This is a genomic window from Exiguobacterium sp. SL-9 (assembly GCF_004336985.1).
GTDB lineage: Bacteria > Bacillota > Bacilli > Exiguobacteriales > Exiguobacteriaceae > Exiguobacterium.
This window is the reverse complement of record NZ_SJUO01000003.1, coordinates 209673-223969: the sequence shown is the minus strand read 5'-3', so window position 1 is coordinate 223969 and position 14297 is coordinate 209673. Positions and strand designations below refer to the sequence as shown.

Genomic DNA, 14297 nt, shown 5'->3' with positions numbered 1-14297 from the left:
AAATAGATTCGTGCTCATTCGTTATTTCCCTGTGCTCAAAAAAGACCGCACAGAGGCGGCCTTCGGATTAACTCAATTTATAGACACGTCCTTCGAACGGTTTCAAGTGAAGCAATGTCGTCTCATCATGCGGCTCGAGCGGCATGTTTTTCAAGACGACGTCTTCTGAGCGAAGCGTGATCTCCGTCGCAAAGATGGCTTCTTTCCCCGTCAAGTTCGTCATGACGAGGTATTGCGAGTCACCAAGCGTACGCGTGTACGCATAGATTTCCGGATGTTCCGGCAAGACGATGTCATACGTCCCATAGACGAACGTCTCGTCTTGCTTGCGAAGACGAATCATCTCTTTATAGAAGTTGAGAATCGAGTCCTCATCTTCGAGCTGAGCATCGACGTTGATGTCCGTATAGTTCGGGTTGATGCCGAACCAAGACTTCTCTGCGAACGTGAATCCTGCATTCGGTCCCGCGTTCCATTGCATCGGCGTCCGCGTGTTGTCACGTGACGAGTTCCACGTGATGTCCATCATCTCGTCATGGCTCTTGCCATGTTCGAGACCGATGTAATAACGGTTACGCGTCGCGATGTCGTCGTACTGGTCGATCGAGTCGAATTTCACGTTCGTCATGCCGATCTCTTGCCCTTGATAGATGAACGGCGTCCCTTGCATAAGGAAATACATCATCGCGATTGACTTGGCGCTTTCTTTCCAATAGCGCTCGTCATCACCCCACGATGACACGGTCCGTGTCTGGTCGTGGTTCTCGACGTAAAGGGCGTTCCAGCCGTCCGCTTCGAGGCCTTTTTGCCATTTCGTGAGGACGTTCTTCAAGTGAACGACGTCGAGCTTCGATTCAGCGTCTTCACGCCAGAGGCCCATGTGTTCGAATTGGAACACCATGTTCATCTTGCCTTCCTTCTCACCGACCCAAAGGTGGGCATCGTCAGGCGAGACACCGTTCGCTTCACCGACCGTCATGATGTCGTGTTTATTGAACGTCTCGTCGCGAAGTTCTTCCAAGTAACCGTGAATCCCGTCGACGTTCATGTGCATCTCGAACGACGGGACGAAATCGAGGCCTTCCGGGTTCGGCAAGTCGCCGAACGACGGGTGCTTCCGGATGTGACTGATGGCGTCGACACGGAACCCGTCGATGCCTTTATCGAGCCACCAGTTGATCATGTTGTAGATCGTCTGACGCATCTCCGCGTTCTCCCAGTTCAGGTCCGGCTGTTTCTTCGAGAAGACGTGCAAGAAGTATTGCTCGGTCGTCTCATCGAACTCCCAGGCCGACCCGCCGAAGATCGACTCCCAGTTGTTCGGTTTCGAGCCGTCGGGCTTGCCGTCGCGCCAAATGTACCAGTCGCGCTTCGGGTTGTCTTTCGAGCTCTTCGACTCGATGAACCATGGATGCTCATCTGACGTATGGTTGACGACGAGGTCGAGCAGCAGCTTCATGCCGCGCGCGTGGACTTCTGTCAATAGACGGTCGAAGTCTTCCATCGTCCCGAACTCATCCATGATGTCTTGATAGTCACTAATGTCATACCCGTTGTCATCGTTCGGTGACTTGTACATCGGACAAATCCAAATGACGTCGACGCCGAGATCTTTCAAGTAATCGAGTTTGTCGATGATCCCTTGAATGTCACCGATCCCGTCCCCGTTCGCATCGTAAAAACTGCGCGGGTAGATTTGATAAGCGACGGCTTCTTTCCACCAGTTTCGTTTCAGTGTTTTCGTTTGTGTGTGTTGGTCACGTTGTAAAAGTTGCATGTGTCAATGATACTCCCTTGTCCCTAAACTCACTGCGCATCCTATATACTAATATCAGTGCTGTTGTCTCTTCATCTCGTTAGCGCAATCGTTTGCACGATTGCAGTAAGTTTATCTTACCAAAAATCATTCCACGACACAAAGATGTTTTCAACAGCTTACTCATCGTGTACCCTACACGAATTTGAAATGAAATGAAAGTGAGGCGACTTACATGATCCGTTTGGCCACACAGGCCGATCTTTTGGCGATTGATCAATTGATTTTGACGAAAGCGCAATCGTTTCGGGCCGCTGGAAAAACGCAGTGGCAAAAATATTTAGAACCGAGCCGGACCGATTTTGTGACCCATGACGTCACGAACGGGACCGTTTATGTATACGAAGCGAACGGAGACATCGCCGGGGCGGTCAGTTTGATTCCGCCGACGTCTTGGGACGAGAACTTGTGGGACGATTCTGACGCGGCCGTCTATTTGCATCGCCTTGTCGTCGATGACCGGATGAAAGGCCAGCAAGTCGGCGAACAGTTGATGCGTCATGCACTTGCAGCGACGCCGGACCGGGTTCGCCTCGACTGCGTCGCCACGAATCCATTTTTGAACGCCTATTATCCCCGTTTCGGCTTCCGTTATGTCGGCGAACGAGGTGGGTTCTCTTTGTTTGAAAAATAGGCTTGACCTTGACGCGACGTCAACGTGTACGCTGAATCCAAGGAGGTGAGGAGATGTATACGATTCAACAGCTCGCCATACTCGCCGGAACGACCACACGGACGCTACGGCACTATGATGCGGTCGGTCTGCTTATTGCCGACCGTGACGCTAACGGGTATCGCCGTTACTCATCACATGACGCCAAGCGATTGCAGACGATTCTGCTGTACCGTTCGCTCGACTTTCCGCTCGAGACGATCCAAAGCTTACTCGAGGCCGAACCGTTCGATCGGGCGCGCGCCCTTGAAGAGCAAGTGACCGCGTTACGCACGAAAGCCGCCTATTTTGCGACGCTCGCCGAGACGGCGGAATCAACACTCACCTCACTGAGAGGAGGAATTCCAATGGAAGACAAGTCGTTGTTCAACGGACTGTCGTTTGACGAATTGAAAGCCCATGAAGCGAAGCACGAGGCGGAGACAGAAGAACGTTGGGGCGAGAGCGAGGCGTACAAGACGTCACGTGAGCGCGCCGACAAGCGATCGAAAGAAGACTGGGAAACGCTCAGTCAACAGCAAATGAATCTCGTCAAGCCGCTCGTCGACTTGTTCACGACCGGTATCCCGGTTGAAGATCCGCGTGTCCAAGCGGTCGTCCGGGCGAACCACCTGTTCATCAATGACCAGTTTTATGATTGCTCGCTCGACATGTTCAGCGGACTCGGTCAGATGTACGTCATGGACGAACGTTTCACCGCGTTCTATGACAAGTACGCGCCAGGGCTGGCCGTCTATTATAATGACGCCATCCAACACTATTGCATCACCCAAAGCTAAACGGCCAAAGCATCACGCTTTGGCCGTTATTTTGCCGTTCGACGGTCATAGACTTCTTCCTTTAGCAACAACTCGATTTGATGCCTCAAGAGCGGGAGCCCCGTCGTGAGCTGCAAGTAAGGGTATGTCGCAAAGTTGTCGGTCCCGCCGATATAGAGCAAAGACCGGTCGACCACGGACCATCCCCGTTCGGTCCATTGCTCGATTCTGACTTCACAGACGTCGGGCTTGGCCCGGAACGCCCAGTACGCTTCAAGTTGCCCTTCTGCCATCGTCGGTTTCACCGTCAACACCGGACAGTCGAACCGGGCGAGGACGCTCGGTTCGATCGGACCCGCCTCGTGAATGACGATCAGTTGCGGGTCGAGGCGGTCGAGCCACATCATCGTCTTCATGTCGTTCAATGACGTGACGCGTAAGGTGTGATGGAACGGGATCGGTTCGTCGTTCAATGGATAGCGACGTTTAAGCTCTTGAATCCGTGTCCGGCTCGAGAGGCGCATGACGGGCGACATCAGCCGGACGTATACGTGCGTCAGCCAATGCTTGATGGATGCCGGGCGATGCTCGCTCGGTCCATCTTCCTGAATGACATGGGTCACCCCTAAATTGCGGATCGCATGATAGACGTAGGCAGATGTCCGGTGCTCTCCCATGAGTAGTACGATTGGTCGGACCACGTCGTTCTCCTCCCTTCCCTGAAAAAGACCCGTTTTTCAAAGTTTGTTTTACCCAATTGCTCCTCACTTCCCGTCACACGACTCACGAATTTCTAGTTCAGCGAGCGCCCGTTTCCAGGAACCGTACCGCCGGGATACTTTGGCGACACTTGGTCGTCTATGTTGTTTCGCCCATTTTTGATAGGTGATCGCGTTGAACGGTACGATGATACGGCTTGCTTCTAGCAACGATTGGACGATTTCTGCTTTTTCACGTTCTGGCTGGACGGTAAAATGGAGCTCCTCTAGACGCTCTACCGTTTTCACGGCCAGACTCCAAGACCCGAAATGGGAAATAATATCACCTAGGGAAGGGCCGGTATGATCTTGCACCCATTGTTGATAATGAGTGCTCGTCAACTTCCCTTCCTGTTCAAGTGCGAGCCGAAGCGCTGCAACGAGTTCTTGTTGTGTATAGTGTTTTCGGGCTTCTAAGAGGCCGGCTGCCTTCAAGGCACCGGTCCATGACCCGTGAAAATTGAGAACGTCGAGAAATGTCGGGACGTCTCGGTCTCGGCTCCAGAGCTGATATTGTTTGACCGTGAGGGTCGGAGTCAGAGATGCAGCGGCTCGAAGCGCTTGAATGATCTCTGCTTCCCGGTTCATCGTTCGTCCTCCTCAGACGCTTTGTTCCGTGACGATTGAGCGCGTATCGAGCACGGTCTGGATGACTTGCTGTTGTTCGCCGAGTGTCAAATCCGATCCCGACGGAAGGCAGATGCCGTTCTCGAACAAGTGGCGACTTACATCTTTTCCGTCGACTGTCACGTACTCGGCATCGCGATACACCGGTTGTAAGTGCATTGGCTTCCAGACAGGACGGGATTCGATGCCGGCGCTAGCGAGGCGTTCGATCAACGTGTCGCGGTGTAAGTCGGTCTGATCCAACTGCATGGCGGTCAGCCAGCGATTGGCCCGCGAGTGCGGCACTTCCTGTTGATACGTCGTCCCGAGCTGACGAAACATACGCTCATAGCGGGCGAAGACGCGACGGCGTGCTTGAACGCGCTGTTCAATCACTTCAAGCTGCCCCCGACCAATCCCGGCCGAGACGTTGCTCAACCGATAGTTATAACCGACCTGTTCGTGCTCATAATGTGGCATGTCTTCTCGGGCTTGCGTGGCCAACTTGAGCGCCAGTTGTCTCATCTCGTCGTTCGGTGTCAGAAGCATGCCTCCACCAGACGTCGTGATGATTTTATTACCGTTGAACGAATAGAATCCGATGTCACCAATCGTACCCGTCATCTGCCCGTGCCACGTCGAGCCGAGTGATTCGGCTGCGTCCTCAATCAACGGGACGCCGTACTCACGGCAGATGTGGCGAATCTCCCCAATTTTTGCGACGACGCCGTACAAGTGAACGACAATGACCGCTTTCGGCAGTCTCCCTTTTGTCGCCGCTTGGACGAACGCTTTACGGAGCGCATCCGGGGACATATTCCACGTCGTCATTTCCGAGTCGATAAAGACCGGGGTCGCGCCGACGTAACGGATCGGGTTAACCGATGCCACGAATGTGAGCGACTGACAGAAGACCGTATCACCTGTTTGGACGCCGAGCGTGAGCAATGCCAAGTGGAGGGCGGCGGTTCCTGAACTTGTCGCTAGGGCGTACGGGTGGTCCGCATAAGCGGCCACTTCCGCTTCGAACGCATTGACGTTCGGGCCAAGCGGGGCAATCCAATTGCTCGCGAACGCCTCTTCGATATAGGCCATCTCACGGCCCGACATATGGGGCTTCGATAGTAGGATGTTCATTTGATGCCCTCCTTCATCATGGTTTTGTACGAGATATACCAATCGACGACTTGCTCGAGTCCTTCAAACAATGATGTGCTCGGTCTGAATCCAATCAGCGTATCGAGCGGCGGAACGTCCGACTGCCGGAGGATCGACTCTCTCATCGGCAGTGACGTCTTCGCCGACTTGTTGAGGAGATGCCCGATGTCAGACAGTAACGTTTGGACGTTCACGTAGTCGGAGGCTGGGATTTGGAAATATCCGATTGGTGACATCCCGGTTTCAATCAAGCGCAGCAAGCGAACGACCGACTCGACGACGTCGTCGATATAGGAGACGTTGATGATGTCCGTCGCGAAGTACCCGGAGAGTCGGACACCGCGGTCGACGGCGACAATCGCCTTTGATACGAGCGTCGAGACGTCGTCCCAAGGGCCAAAGATGTCTTCTGTGAACAAGTGAATCCCCGGCCGTTCTCCGTCCTCTTGTTTTAACGGCAAGTCGAACGTGATGAACGATTCGACAGGGACCCGTTTCGTTTGGATGGCGATATAGCGTTTCATCAACTCGTAACGTTCAAGCGGCTCTTCACTACCGCTATGCCGACGCGTCGAACATAAGATGATGTGCCTCGGTTCGTATCTGTTTAAGACGCTGCGCATGACCGTCTTGTTCGCGAGCGTCGAACGAATCAAATGAAAGCGCGGGTGGGTGAGTACGTAGAGGCGCTGTTTGGCGATTCGCGTCTTATGCCGCCCTTCATCGTCAATCCCGACGACGTCAAACCCTTCGTGCAACAGCCGACGTGCGATATGAAACCCTTGAAAACCAGCTACTCCGACGATAAGCACCGTTTGATCGTTCATCGTTCTCCCCCTCTTCAATCGTGATGACCTTCAACTTCCATCAGCGAGACGTGTCCCGGCGATATAGGGACGCATCCGTTTCACACCGTGCGTGAAGAGACGATCGATGTCTCGATCAAGATCGTCACTATTGGCGATAAAGAGCAACAAGTAAGTCAAGGCTTCCCGGTCATCCCGTAACGTCTCGATGAGATGCAGGACGGAAGCGACGGTCTTGAAAGGCCGGGTTTGTCCGACAAAAATTTTCGGGAAGACGTTCGCTTCCGGACAGAGCTCACTCGCGGCGAGCAGCTCTTCATACAACTTCTCACCCGGTCGAATCCCAGTGACCTCGATGCCAATCTGTTCAGTTGTGAATCCGCTCAACTCGATCATCTTTTTTGCCAAATCGATGATTTTGACAGGCTCGCCCATATCAAGGACGAATACTTCGCCGCCTCGTGACAAGACGCTCGCTTGGATGACAAGACGACTCGCTTCCGGGATGGTCATGAAATAGCGGGTCATCTCGGGATCGGTGACAGTGACCGGTCCTCCCCGGAGAATCTGTTCTTTAAAGAGTGGCACGACCGAGCCGCGACTGCCTAAGACGTTTCCGAACCGGACGACCGCAAAGATTGTCTCACTCGAACGAGCCTTCTCTTGGACGACCATCTCGGCGATTCGTTTCGTCGAGCCCATCACGTTCGTCGGATTGACCGCCTTGTCCGTCGAGACCATGATGAAACGGCTCACGTTATGCCGGTCTGCGACATCGACCATATGTTTCGTCCCATAAATATTGTTTTTGACGGCTTCGAGCGGGTTATCTTCCATGAGCGGTACATGTTTATGGGCCGCGGCATGATAGACGATGTCCGGTTTATACGTGCGGAACACGTCTTCGAGCCGCGCCTCGTCTTGCACGTCACCGATGACCGGATGCAGACGTGTCTCCGTGCCGAGCCCGCGCAACTCTCGTTCGATCAAATAAATACTGTTCTCCCCATGACCGAGGAGAATAATTTCTGCCGGGGCGAATTTAATCAATTGGCGACATAACTCCGAACCAATCGAGCCCCCGGCGCCTGTGACGAGCACGGTCGCACCCTCTACATGACGAGATATGCCGGATATGTCCAACTGAACCGGTTCGCGACCGAGCAAATCCTCAATTTTCACTTCACGAATCTCATTGATGGAGACCTTCCCTGTCGCGAGCTCCGAGATCATCGGTAATGCATGTGATTCCGCGCCCGTCTTCTCAATTCGTTTCAGCAAAGCGAGACGCCGTGCATAAGGCAAACTTGGGATAGCCAAGATGACCACTTCGATACCATGTTCTTGAATGATGCGCTCTAAGTCGTCTGTCAATCCGATGACAGGCACCCCGTGCACGTAAAGCGACTGTAGGTGCGGATTGTCATCAAGTAGACCGACGACGTGCAGGACGGTCGTCCGATGCTCTTTCAACTCACGGACAACCAACTGTCCCGAATCTCCGGCCCCGATGATGAGTGCTTTTCGTCCGGGGTGGTTCGAATGCGGTTTGAACACATCGAATACATGGTTTCGAGCTAAAAAGCGGGTGAACAAAATCAGGTTGAATGCGAGCAACCCTTGTACGGCAATCATCATGCCAAGGCCTGCCCCGAAATGAAATTGGTTGTAGGCATACAAGATTAAATCGCTGCTCAACAAAGCGATGGCAACTTGTTTCATCTCATGGATGGACGCGTAACGCCAGTCGATACGATGAATCTTGAGGACGGTCCCGACGAGGCTGAAGCTGATGATTTTAATGGCGACCATCATCAACATCTCGCTCGATCCAAGTGCCGTATACGATGTGATTGTGGAGAACATCAGTTCAAACGTCACGTATAATACAAACGAGACGATCAAGATGTCGAGACATAAAAAGAGCAAATTGCGCTGATTCTTCCGATAGACGTTAACGAGCGTTGCCATGGTAGTTCGCACCTCCAAGAGTCTAAGTTGTTCGTTCATGGTGTAAGTTGGAATGCGCAATAGATGCGTCGATGCTAGTAAACTACCCGACTCTCCTCAACAAATTTAAAGATAAGACAAGCTTTTTCTCATTAACGACATAGATGCAAAAAAGGAGTTCACGAAATGATTATCATGATTTCATTCATTTAATGAATAATTGTCTGACAAACGGGAAATGGAAATATACATAACCCGAATTGGGTATCGTTGACATTATTTTGCATCCTGTAAAGATTCGGCACGAGGAGGTAGAAATCGATCTTGACCATTCTTTTTGACTAGCTCGTTGACTCTTCAACCAAGACATCCTGTTCATTCACACCAAGAGACCTTCCGAGACGCTCGCTGCGTCTCCCTCCAAAGGAGAGACACCAAGATGAAAAAATGGACACGCCCTCAAATCGTACAAGCGTTGCAGTTAGCTGCTCAAGAACATGCCGAGCTCGATTCGAAACGGTATAGCGTATGGTCGCAAAACAAAAATGTTCCGTCCCTTTCCACCGTCATCCATCAGTTCGGGTCTTGGCGCGAGGCGCTCGCCGCCGCGCAAATCCAAATGTCGTTCCATTACTACTCGGATGAAGATATCCTCCGCGCGTTGAACCAAGCCGCCGAGGAGTTACCGCTCTTCACGAGTCAAACGTATCGGGAGTGGTCGAAAGTGACGCGTTCACCGTCGCTCACGTTAATCAGCAGCCGTTTCGGCTCTTGGTCGAACGCGCTCCGGGAAGCGAAACTTCAGACGACCGCCGCGAAAAACAATGAAGAGCGCATCATCCAAGCGTTGATTGAAGCGTCCGAAGAACTCGAACGCCTCACGTCCCAGCACTACGCCATCTGGGCCCAAGAGCGTGGCTATCCGACCGTCGCGACGATTGCCCGGAAGTACGGTTCTTGGAGTTACGCCTTATTCGTACTCGACATCGCCCCACCGAAACGAAAATGGGACGAAGAGGACGTCATCGAGGCACTCCGTGTCGCAAAACATGAATTGTCCCACTTTAGCATCCTGCATTACCGGAAATGGGCCGAGGGACGCAACGTGCCGAGCACGTCGACAATCAACGCCCTCTTCGGCAGTTGGACGGCGGCCTTAAAATGTATGGAAGAACAAACGATTGCTCAATAAAACAAGCCCTGTCTCATGATGAGACAGGGCTTGTTTTCAAGTGACGATTGAAATGAACAATGGGATGCCGACGAGCAAGTTGAACGGGAACGTGACGGCGAGAGCGAGCGTCAAATAAAACGACGGCTCCGCTTCCGGGACCGATGCTTGGAGCATGGCCGGTGCGGCGATGTACGATCCGCTCGCCGCGAGCGTCATCAAAAGAATCGTCCCCCCGTCAGACAATCCGGCCATACCGGCCGCGAAAAAGCCGATGGTCGCGCCAACGAGTGGGAACGTCATCCCGACGACTAAAAATTTCACCCCATACGATGGTACCGTCTTCAGCTGATGGCCGACCTTTACGCCGAGACTGAGCAAGAATAACAACAACACACCCGGGAACAAATCGACGAAAAACGGGGTCAAGGCCGACGTATCTGGCGTGACAAGGCCGACGACGAGACCGGCCAGGAGCAGTAAGATACTTTTCGAGAGCAGACTGTCGCGGATGACGGAGAGTGACTGGCTCGGTGCAGCCGTAATTCCGAGAACGCGGCTTTGATTGTACAACAACAGTGCGACGACGAGACCTGGAATCTCGAGGACGACGACGAGTGTCGTCATGAACGGTTCATAACTGATACCGAGACGTTCAAGCTGGGCCGTCGCCGCAACGTACGTCACGAGTGAAACCGACCCGAACGTGGCTGCCATGGCGATTCGTTCCGGAAACGTGAACTTGAGAAGAAGTCCAAGGCCGAACGCGACAAGCGGAAGCACGATACCGAGCACGAGCGTCACAGCGAGCGGGAGTGCCAACTCGTCCATCGATACAGAGGCGAGTCCCATCCCTCCTTTCAATCCAATGGCGAGCAGTAAGTACAAATTGAGTGTGATACTGAGCGACTCAGGAATTTTCAAATTCGACTTGCCGAGGGCAGCAATCACACCTGTCACAAATAGGAGCACCGGGGCGCTCGTCATCAAAAACGTCAATAGTTCCATCTTTTCCTCCTAGACGACAAAAGCGCACACCAAAGAAAGGTGTGCGCTGCATGCCGACGGCTCGAACACGTTCGCTCCGTCTAGCCGACAACTGTCGGGTTTTTAGTTCATCAGCTCCGGGCCAGGACGACGGGAAAATCGCACGGACACTTCCCAATCCTGAACCGTCTCTGACTCTAGTTTAAAAATGTCGTCACGGCTTGTCAATCCCAGCATCCCACGGTGCATCAAGTCGAAAGACGATGAGGCGTTCCCCCGTCTTCGTGCTGATATCCGTATGAAGCGAGACGAGCCGTCGACCGAGCACGTCATACAAAATCGTCTCGAGCTGGGCCCGGCCTGATTCGACGAGGTTGTTACGGTATTTCTTCAATTGCTCACGACCGGCCGATTTGGCGGCCAGTTCGTACTCGGCCGGGGTCAAGACGCCTTGAAGCGTCACGATGGCCAAGTCGCGGAGCAGGTCTGCCTTACACGTCAAAGAGCCACGCCCGAGATACTCTTTCTCCCATTGGGTGATGCGAGCACTCAGTTCCATTTCGAGCTGACCTTTTTTCGGCATCGTTACTTCACGAATCCAATCATCATCTCGCGAAGGATTTTCGCTGCGGCGATGGCCGTCATGTCCGATTGATCATAAGCTGGTGATACTTCGACGAGGTCGGCACCGATGATGTCGAGGTCGGCGTTCGCGATGGCATGGACCGCTTCGAGCAATTCTTTCGTCGTGATGCCACCAATCTCTTGCGTACCCGTTCCCGGTGCCGCCGATGGATCGAGGACGTCGATGTCGATCGTGACGTACACTTTTTTCCCGGCGAGTGTCGGTAACACACGTTTGAGCGGTTCGATCACTTCATATTGATACATGTTATAGCCGACTTCTTTGACCCAGTCGAACTCTTCTTTCATTCCCGAACGAATTCCGAACGAGTAACAGTTCGATGGCCCGATGAGTTCGGCCGCTTTTTTGAGCGGTGTCGAGTGTGACAACGGCTCGCCTTCGTATTCGTCACGGAGGTCCGTGTGCGCATCGAAGTGAAGAATGACGAAATCGTCGCCATACGCATCGTGCATCGCCTTGATGACCGGCCACGTGACGAGGTGTTCCCCACCCATACCGAGCGGGAACTTGCCTGCTTGGATGACGTCTTTGACGAACGACTCGATCATGTCAAGCGACTTCTGGGCGTTCCCGAACGGAAGTGGGATATCACCGGCGTCATAGACGGCGGCTTCACTCAAGTCTCCGTCAAGGTACGGACTGTATTCTTCAAGTCCGATCGAGACTTCACGGATCCGGTTCGGACCGAAACGTGAGCCCGGACGGAAACTGACCGTCCAGTCCATCGGCATCCCGTAAAGCACCGTCTTCGCATCTGTGACTTCTGGCAGGCTCGCAATGAATACTTTGCCTGAATAGGCTTCATCGAAACGTTTAATCATTTCGTCAAGTCCTCCACAAATTTAGGAAGAACGAATGCCGCATGGTGTAGCTTCGGCGTGTAGTACTTCGTCTCGATATCATGGAAGCGCTCGGCCGGTACTTGTTCCGGGTCGTACTGCTTCGAACCGATTGTGAACGTCCACATGCCACTCGGATACGTCGGTACGTTCGCCGTGTAAAGCTTCGTGATTGGGAAAATCTCTTTCACGTCACGTTGAACCGTCTGGATGAGCTCCGGCGTAAACCATGGGTTGTCCGTCTGCGCGACGAAGATGCCGTCGTCTTTGAGTGCTCTCGAGATTCCAGCGTAGAATCCTTTCGTGAACAAGTTGGCCGCTGGGCCGACCGGTTCTGTCGAGTCGACCATGATCACGTCGTACTCGTTCTCTGACTCGGCGATATGCATGAAGCCGTCGCCGACGATGACTTCAACGCGCGGGTTATCGAGTTCGCCTGCGATATTTGGTAAGTATTTCTTTGAATATTCAATGACTTTCCCGTCGATGTCGACGAGAACTGCTTTTTCGACTGATGGGTGTTTCATAATCTCACGGATGACGCCGCCGTCTCCGCCGCCGACAACGAGCACGTGCTTCGGATTTGGGTGTGTAAAGAGTGGGACGTGAGCCACCATCTCGTGATAGACGAATTCGTCCTTATCCGTCGTCATGACCATTCCGTCAAGTAACAACATTGTTCCGAACTCGTCCGTTTCGACCATTTCTAGTCGTTGAAACTCCGTTTGTTCGCTCTCATAAACGTGGTTTACACGGAACGTGATCCCGTAATCTTCTGTCTGGTGCTCCGTAAACCATAATTTTAATTTTTGGTCCATCGATAGAACCCCTTTCTGATTAAAAAGTTGTTCGTATGCGAGTGGCGTTTTGAGGCGCTTCTTATTCATACGATAGGAAGTATACAAAAACTGTCCGCATTTTGCACGATTTTTTTATTTATTTGCCCATCCGCGTGAGTTTTCTGTGAGGTTTAGCCGATAAACTGGATATAGATGTATTTTTAATTAGAAAGGAGAGATTCTATGTGGTCTCCTTGCGTGGCTTGTTCCACGACAATCCCGTTCTTTGAACGGGGCTTGTTAGTCGTCAACGACCAACATCATCCATACGAATCATTTGATGAGCTCAAGACTAAGTTATCTTTAGTCGAGGACGATGTCTATTGTGTCGACCCTGCCACGAAGCAGCAAACGCCAATTCTGTCGGCAGTCGATTTGCTTGAACAGATTGCCAATCGTGATACGATCGAGCTTATCCAACATGGGGAGTTCGAAAGTCACTTGCAACCGATCGTCCATCTCGATACGGGCGAGCGGTTCGGTTACGAGGCGCTCCTTCGCAGTAAGAGCAAGATCTCACCGGGAGAACTATTTCGCGCCGCCAACCGATACGGACTGCATTCAAAACTTGATCAACGCGCTCGAGCTGAAGCAATCAAAGCAACGTACCATGCTGTCGCACCTTATGAGAAGACGTTCATTAATTTTTTGCCGTCTACGATTTACAATCCTGATTACTGCTTACAACACACGTTCGAAATCATCGACCAGTATGGACTCGATGCGGATCGATTCATCTTTGAAGTCGTCGAGACAGAAAAAGTTCGAGATGTCGCCCACCTTCAACATGTGTTCGCTACTTATAAGAAACGTGGAATGAAAGTGGCTCTCGACGATGTCGGTGCCGGGTTCTCGACGCTTGACATGTTAGAGCGCCTTGAGCCGGACTACGTCAAAATCGATCGATCGTATATTTCATTTTGTGACCAGGATGCTGAGAAGAGAGCATTCTTAAAGAATGTCCGCCAATTGACCAGCTCGATGGAGATTACACTCCTCGCCGAAGGCATCGAACGCGCTGAAGAAGTGGACGTCTGTCGCGAACTCGGGTTCGATCTCGCCCAAGGTTATTACTTTGGGAAGCCATCCCCTTATGCGCTTTGACGCAACAAAGGCCTAGAGCACACGCTCTAGGCCATTTTTTAATCCTCGTCTTCCTCTTCGTCCATGTCTTCTTGCATCTCTGTGTCTTCATTGTTCATCGGTTCTTCCTCGGCTCCCCCGCAAGCCCCGAGAATGATTCCTGTCGCCAATAGCGACGCGGCCAATGTACCTTTTTTCTTCATCACG

The 14297-nt window shown here is 52.5% G+C and carries 15 protein-coding genes; 4 read left to right on the top strand and 11 right to left on the bottom strand.

What is annotated here, in order from left to right; genetic code table 11:
* Positions 1–67: 67 nt before the first annotated feature.
* Positions 68–1777 carry a glycoside hydrolase family 13 protein gene (locus EVJ34_RS09745; protein WP_304988503.1) on the bottom strand — a complete coding sequence of 570 codons (1710 nt, stop codon included), beginning with the start codon at positions 1775–1777 and terminating at the stop codon, positions 68–70.
* 214 nt (positions 1778–1991) lie between these two features.
* Here EVJ34_RS09745 and EVJ34_RS09740 point away from each other — a divergent pair, with 214 nt between their 5' ends.
* Together EVJ34_RS09740 and EVJ34_RS09735 are read left to right on the top strand one after the other, a co-directional pair.
* Positions 1992–2450, top strand: coding sequence for a GNAT family N-acetyltransferase (locus EVJ34_RS09740; RefSeq protein WP_131485459.1), 459 nt, complete (start codon positions 1992–1994; stop codon positions 2448–2450).
* 53 nt (positions 2451–2503) lie between these two features.
* Positions 2504–3268, top strand: a complete 765-nt coding sequence (locus EVJ34_RS09735; protein ID WP_131485458.1) for a MerR family transcriptional regulator — start codon at positions 2504–2506, stop codon at positions 3266–3268.
* Positions 3269–3294: 26 nt separating this feature from the next.
* Here EVJ34_RS09735 and EVJ34_RS09730 read toward each other — a convergent pair whose 3' ends face one another.
* The 5 genes from EVJ34_RS09730 to EVJ34_RS09710 all read right to left on the bottom strand — a co-directional run bounded on the left by EVJ34_RS09730 (position 3295) and on the right by EVJ34_RS09710 (position 8546).
* Complete coding sequence (locus tag EVJ34_RS09730) at positions 3295–3948, bottom strand: hypothetical protein (RefSeq protein WP_131485457.1); 654 nt, start codon at positions 3946–3948, stop codon at positions 3295–3297.
* Positions 3949–4011: 63 nt separating this feature from the next.
* On the bottom strand, positions 4012–4593 hold the full coding sequence (locus tag EVJ34_RS09725) for a hypothetical protein (protein ID WP_131485456.1): 582 nt from the start codon (positions 4591–4593) through the stop codon (positions 4012–4014).
* Between the two features lie 12 nt (positions 4594–4605).
* Positions 4606–5748, bottom strand: a complete 1143-nt coding sequence (locus EVJ34_RS09720; protein ID WP_131485455.1) for an aminotransferase class V-fold PLP-dependent enzyme — start codon at positions 5746–5748, stop codon at positions 4606–4608.
* Positions 5745–6596 (bottom strand): NAD-dependent epimerase/dehydratase family protein, encoded by an 852-nt coding sequence (locus EVJ34_RS09715; protein WP_131485454.1) that lies wholly within the window; start codon positions 6594–6596, stop codon positions 5745–5747. Before EVJ34_RS09715 ends, EVJ34_RS09720 begins: the two co-directional genes overlap by 4 nt.
* A gap of 30 nt (positions 6597–6626) precedes the next feature.
* The gene (locus EVJ34_RS09710) at positions 6627–8546 is read right to left on the bottom strand and encodes a polysaccharide biosynthesis protein (protein ID WP_131485453.1); all 1920 of its coding nucleotides are present in this window, start codon (positions 8544–8546) and stop codon (positions 6627–6629) included.
* A 418-nt stretch (positions 8547–8964) separates the two neighbouring features.
* Here EVJ34_RS09710 and EVJ34_RS09705 point away from each other — a divergent pair, with 418 nt between their 5' ends.
* Positions 8965–9717 carry a homing endonuclease associated repeat-containing protein gene (locus EVJ34_RS09705; protein WP_131438132.1) on the top strand — a complete coding sequence of 251 codons (753 nt, stop codon included), beginning with the start codon at positions 8965–8967 and terminating at the stop codon, positions 9715–9717.
* Between the two features lie 36 nt (positions 9718–9753).
* Here EVJ34_RS09705 and EVJ34_RS09700 read toward each other — a convergent pair whose 3' ends face one another.
* From EVJ34_RS09700 to speE, 4 genes are all read right to left on the bottom strand, one after another.
* Positions 9754–10704 carry a sodium-dependent bicarbonate transport family permease gene (locus tag EVJ34_RS09700; protein WP_131435759.1) on the bottom strand — a complete coding sequence of 317 codons (951 nt, stop codon included), beginning with the start codon at positions 10702–10704 and terminating at the stop codon, positions 9754–9756.
* Between the two features lie 193 nt (positions 10705–10897).
* Positions 10898–11266: a Na-translocating system protein MpsC family protein gene (locus EVJ34_RS09695; protein ID WP_131435761.1), complete on the bottom strand. Its 369-nt coding sequence runs from the start codon at positions 11264–11266 to the stop codon at positions 10898–10900.
* 2 nt (positions 11267–11268) lie between these two features.
* Positions 11269–12150, bottom strand: coding sequence for an agmatinase (gene speB, locus EVJ34_RS09690; RefSeq protein ID WP_131485452.1), 882 nt, complete (start codon positions 12148–12150; stop codon positions 11269–11271).
* A complete protein-coding gene (gene speE / locus EVJ34_RS09685) occupies positions 12147–12986 on the bottom strand; it encodes a polyamine aminopropyltransferase (protein ID WP_131435764.1) in 840 nt (279 codons plus the stop codon). The genes speB and speE overlap by 4 nt, the downstream gene beginning before the upstream one ends.
* 204 nt (positions 12987–13190) lie before the next feature.
* Here speE and EVJ34_RS09680 point away from each other — a divergent pair, with 204 nt between their 5' ends.
* Positions 13191–14111 (top strand): EAL domain-containing protein, encoded by a 921-nt coding sequence (locus tag EVJ34_RS09680; protein ID WP_201739935.1) that lies wholly within the window; start codon positions 13191–13193, stop codon positions 14109–14111.
* Between the two features lie 38 nt (positions 14112–14149).
* Here EVJ34_RS09680 and EVJ34_RS15730 read toward each other — a convergent pair whose 3' ends face one another.
* Positions 14150–14293 carry a hypothetical protein gene (locus tag EVJ34_RS15730; protein ID WP_161566909.1) on the bottom strand — a complete coding sequence of 48 codons (144 nt, stop codon included), beginning with the start codon at positions 14291–14293 and terminating at the stop codon, positions 14150–14152.
* Positions 14294–14297: the final 4 nt, after the last annotated feature.

What these genes read in the sequence shown, in the direction of transcription:
- EVJ34_RS09735 (WP_131485458.1), top strand. Translation starts at nt 2,504, where the DNA reads ATGTATACGATTCAACAGCTCGCCATACTCGCCGGAACGACCACACGG.
- EVJ34_RS09705 (WP_131438132.1), top strand. Translation starts at nt 8,965, where the DNA reads ATGAAAAAATGGACACGCCCTCAAATCGTACAAGCGTTGCAGTTAGCT.
- EVJ34_RS09740 (WP_131485459.1), top strand. Translation starts at nt 1,992, where the DNA reads ATGATCCGTTTGGCCACACAGGCCGATCTTTTGGCGATTGATCAATTG.
- EVJ34_RS09745 (WP_304988503.1), bottom strand. Translation starts at nt 1,777, where the DNA reads ATGCAACTTTTACAACGTGACCAACACACACAAACGAAAACACTGAAA.
- EVJ34_RS09695 (WP_131435761.1), bottom strand. Translation starts at nt 11,266, where the DNA reads ATGCCGAAAAAAGGTCAGCTCGAAATGGAACTGAGTGCTCGCATCACC.
- EVJ34_RS09700 (WP_131435759.1), bottom strand. Translation starts at nt 10,704, where the DNA reads ATGGAACTATTGACGTTTTTGATGACGAGCGCCCCGGTGCTCCTATTT.
- EVJ34_RS09715 (WP_131485454.1), bottom strand. Translation starts at nt 6,596, where the DNA reads ATGAACGATCAAACGGTGCTTATCGTCGGAGTAGCTGGTTTTCAAGGG.
- EVJ34_RS09680 (WP_201739935.1), top strand. Translation starts at nt 13,191, where the DNA reads ATGTGGTCTCCTTGCGTGGCTTGTTCCACGACAATCCCGTTCTTTGAA.
- EVJ34_RS09710 (WP_131485453.1), bottom strand. Translation starts at nt 8,546, where the DNA reads ATGGCAACGCTCGTTAACGTCTATCGGAAGAATCAGCGCAATTTGCTC.
- EVJ34_RS09725 (WP_131485456.1), bottom strand. Translation starts at nt 4,593, where the DNA reads ATGAACCGGGAAGCAGAGATCATTCAAGCGCTTCGAGCCGCTGCATCT.
- EVJ34_RS09720 (WP_131485455.1), bottom strand. Translation starts at nt 5,748, where the DNA reads ATGAACATCCTACTATCGAAGCCCCATATGTCGGGCCGTGAGATGGCC.
- speB (WP_131485452.1), bottom strand. Translation starts at nt 12,150, where the DNA reads ATGATTAAACGTTTCGATGAAGCCTATTCAGGCAAAGTATTCATTGCG.
- EVJ34_RS15730 (WP_161566909.1), bottom strand. Translation starts at nt 14,293, where the DNA reads ATGAAGAAAAAAGGTACATTGGCCGCGTCGCTATTGGCGACAGGAATC.
- speE (WP_131435764.1), bottom strand. Translation starts at nt 12,986, where the DNA reads ATGGACCAAAAATTAAAATTATGGTTTACGGAGCACCAGACAGAAGAT.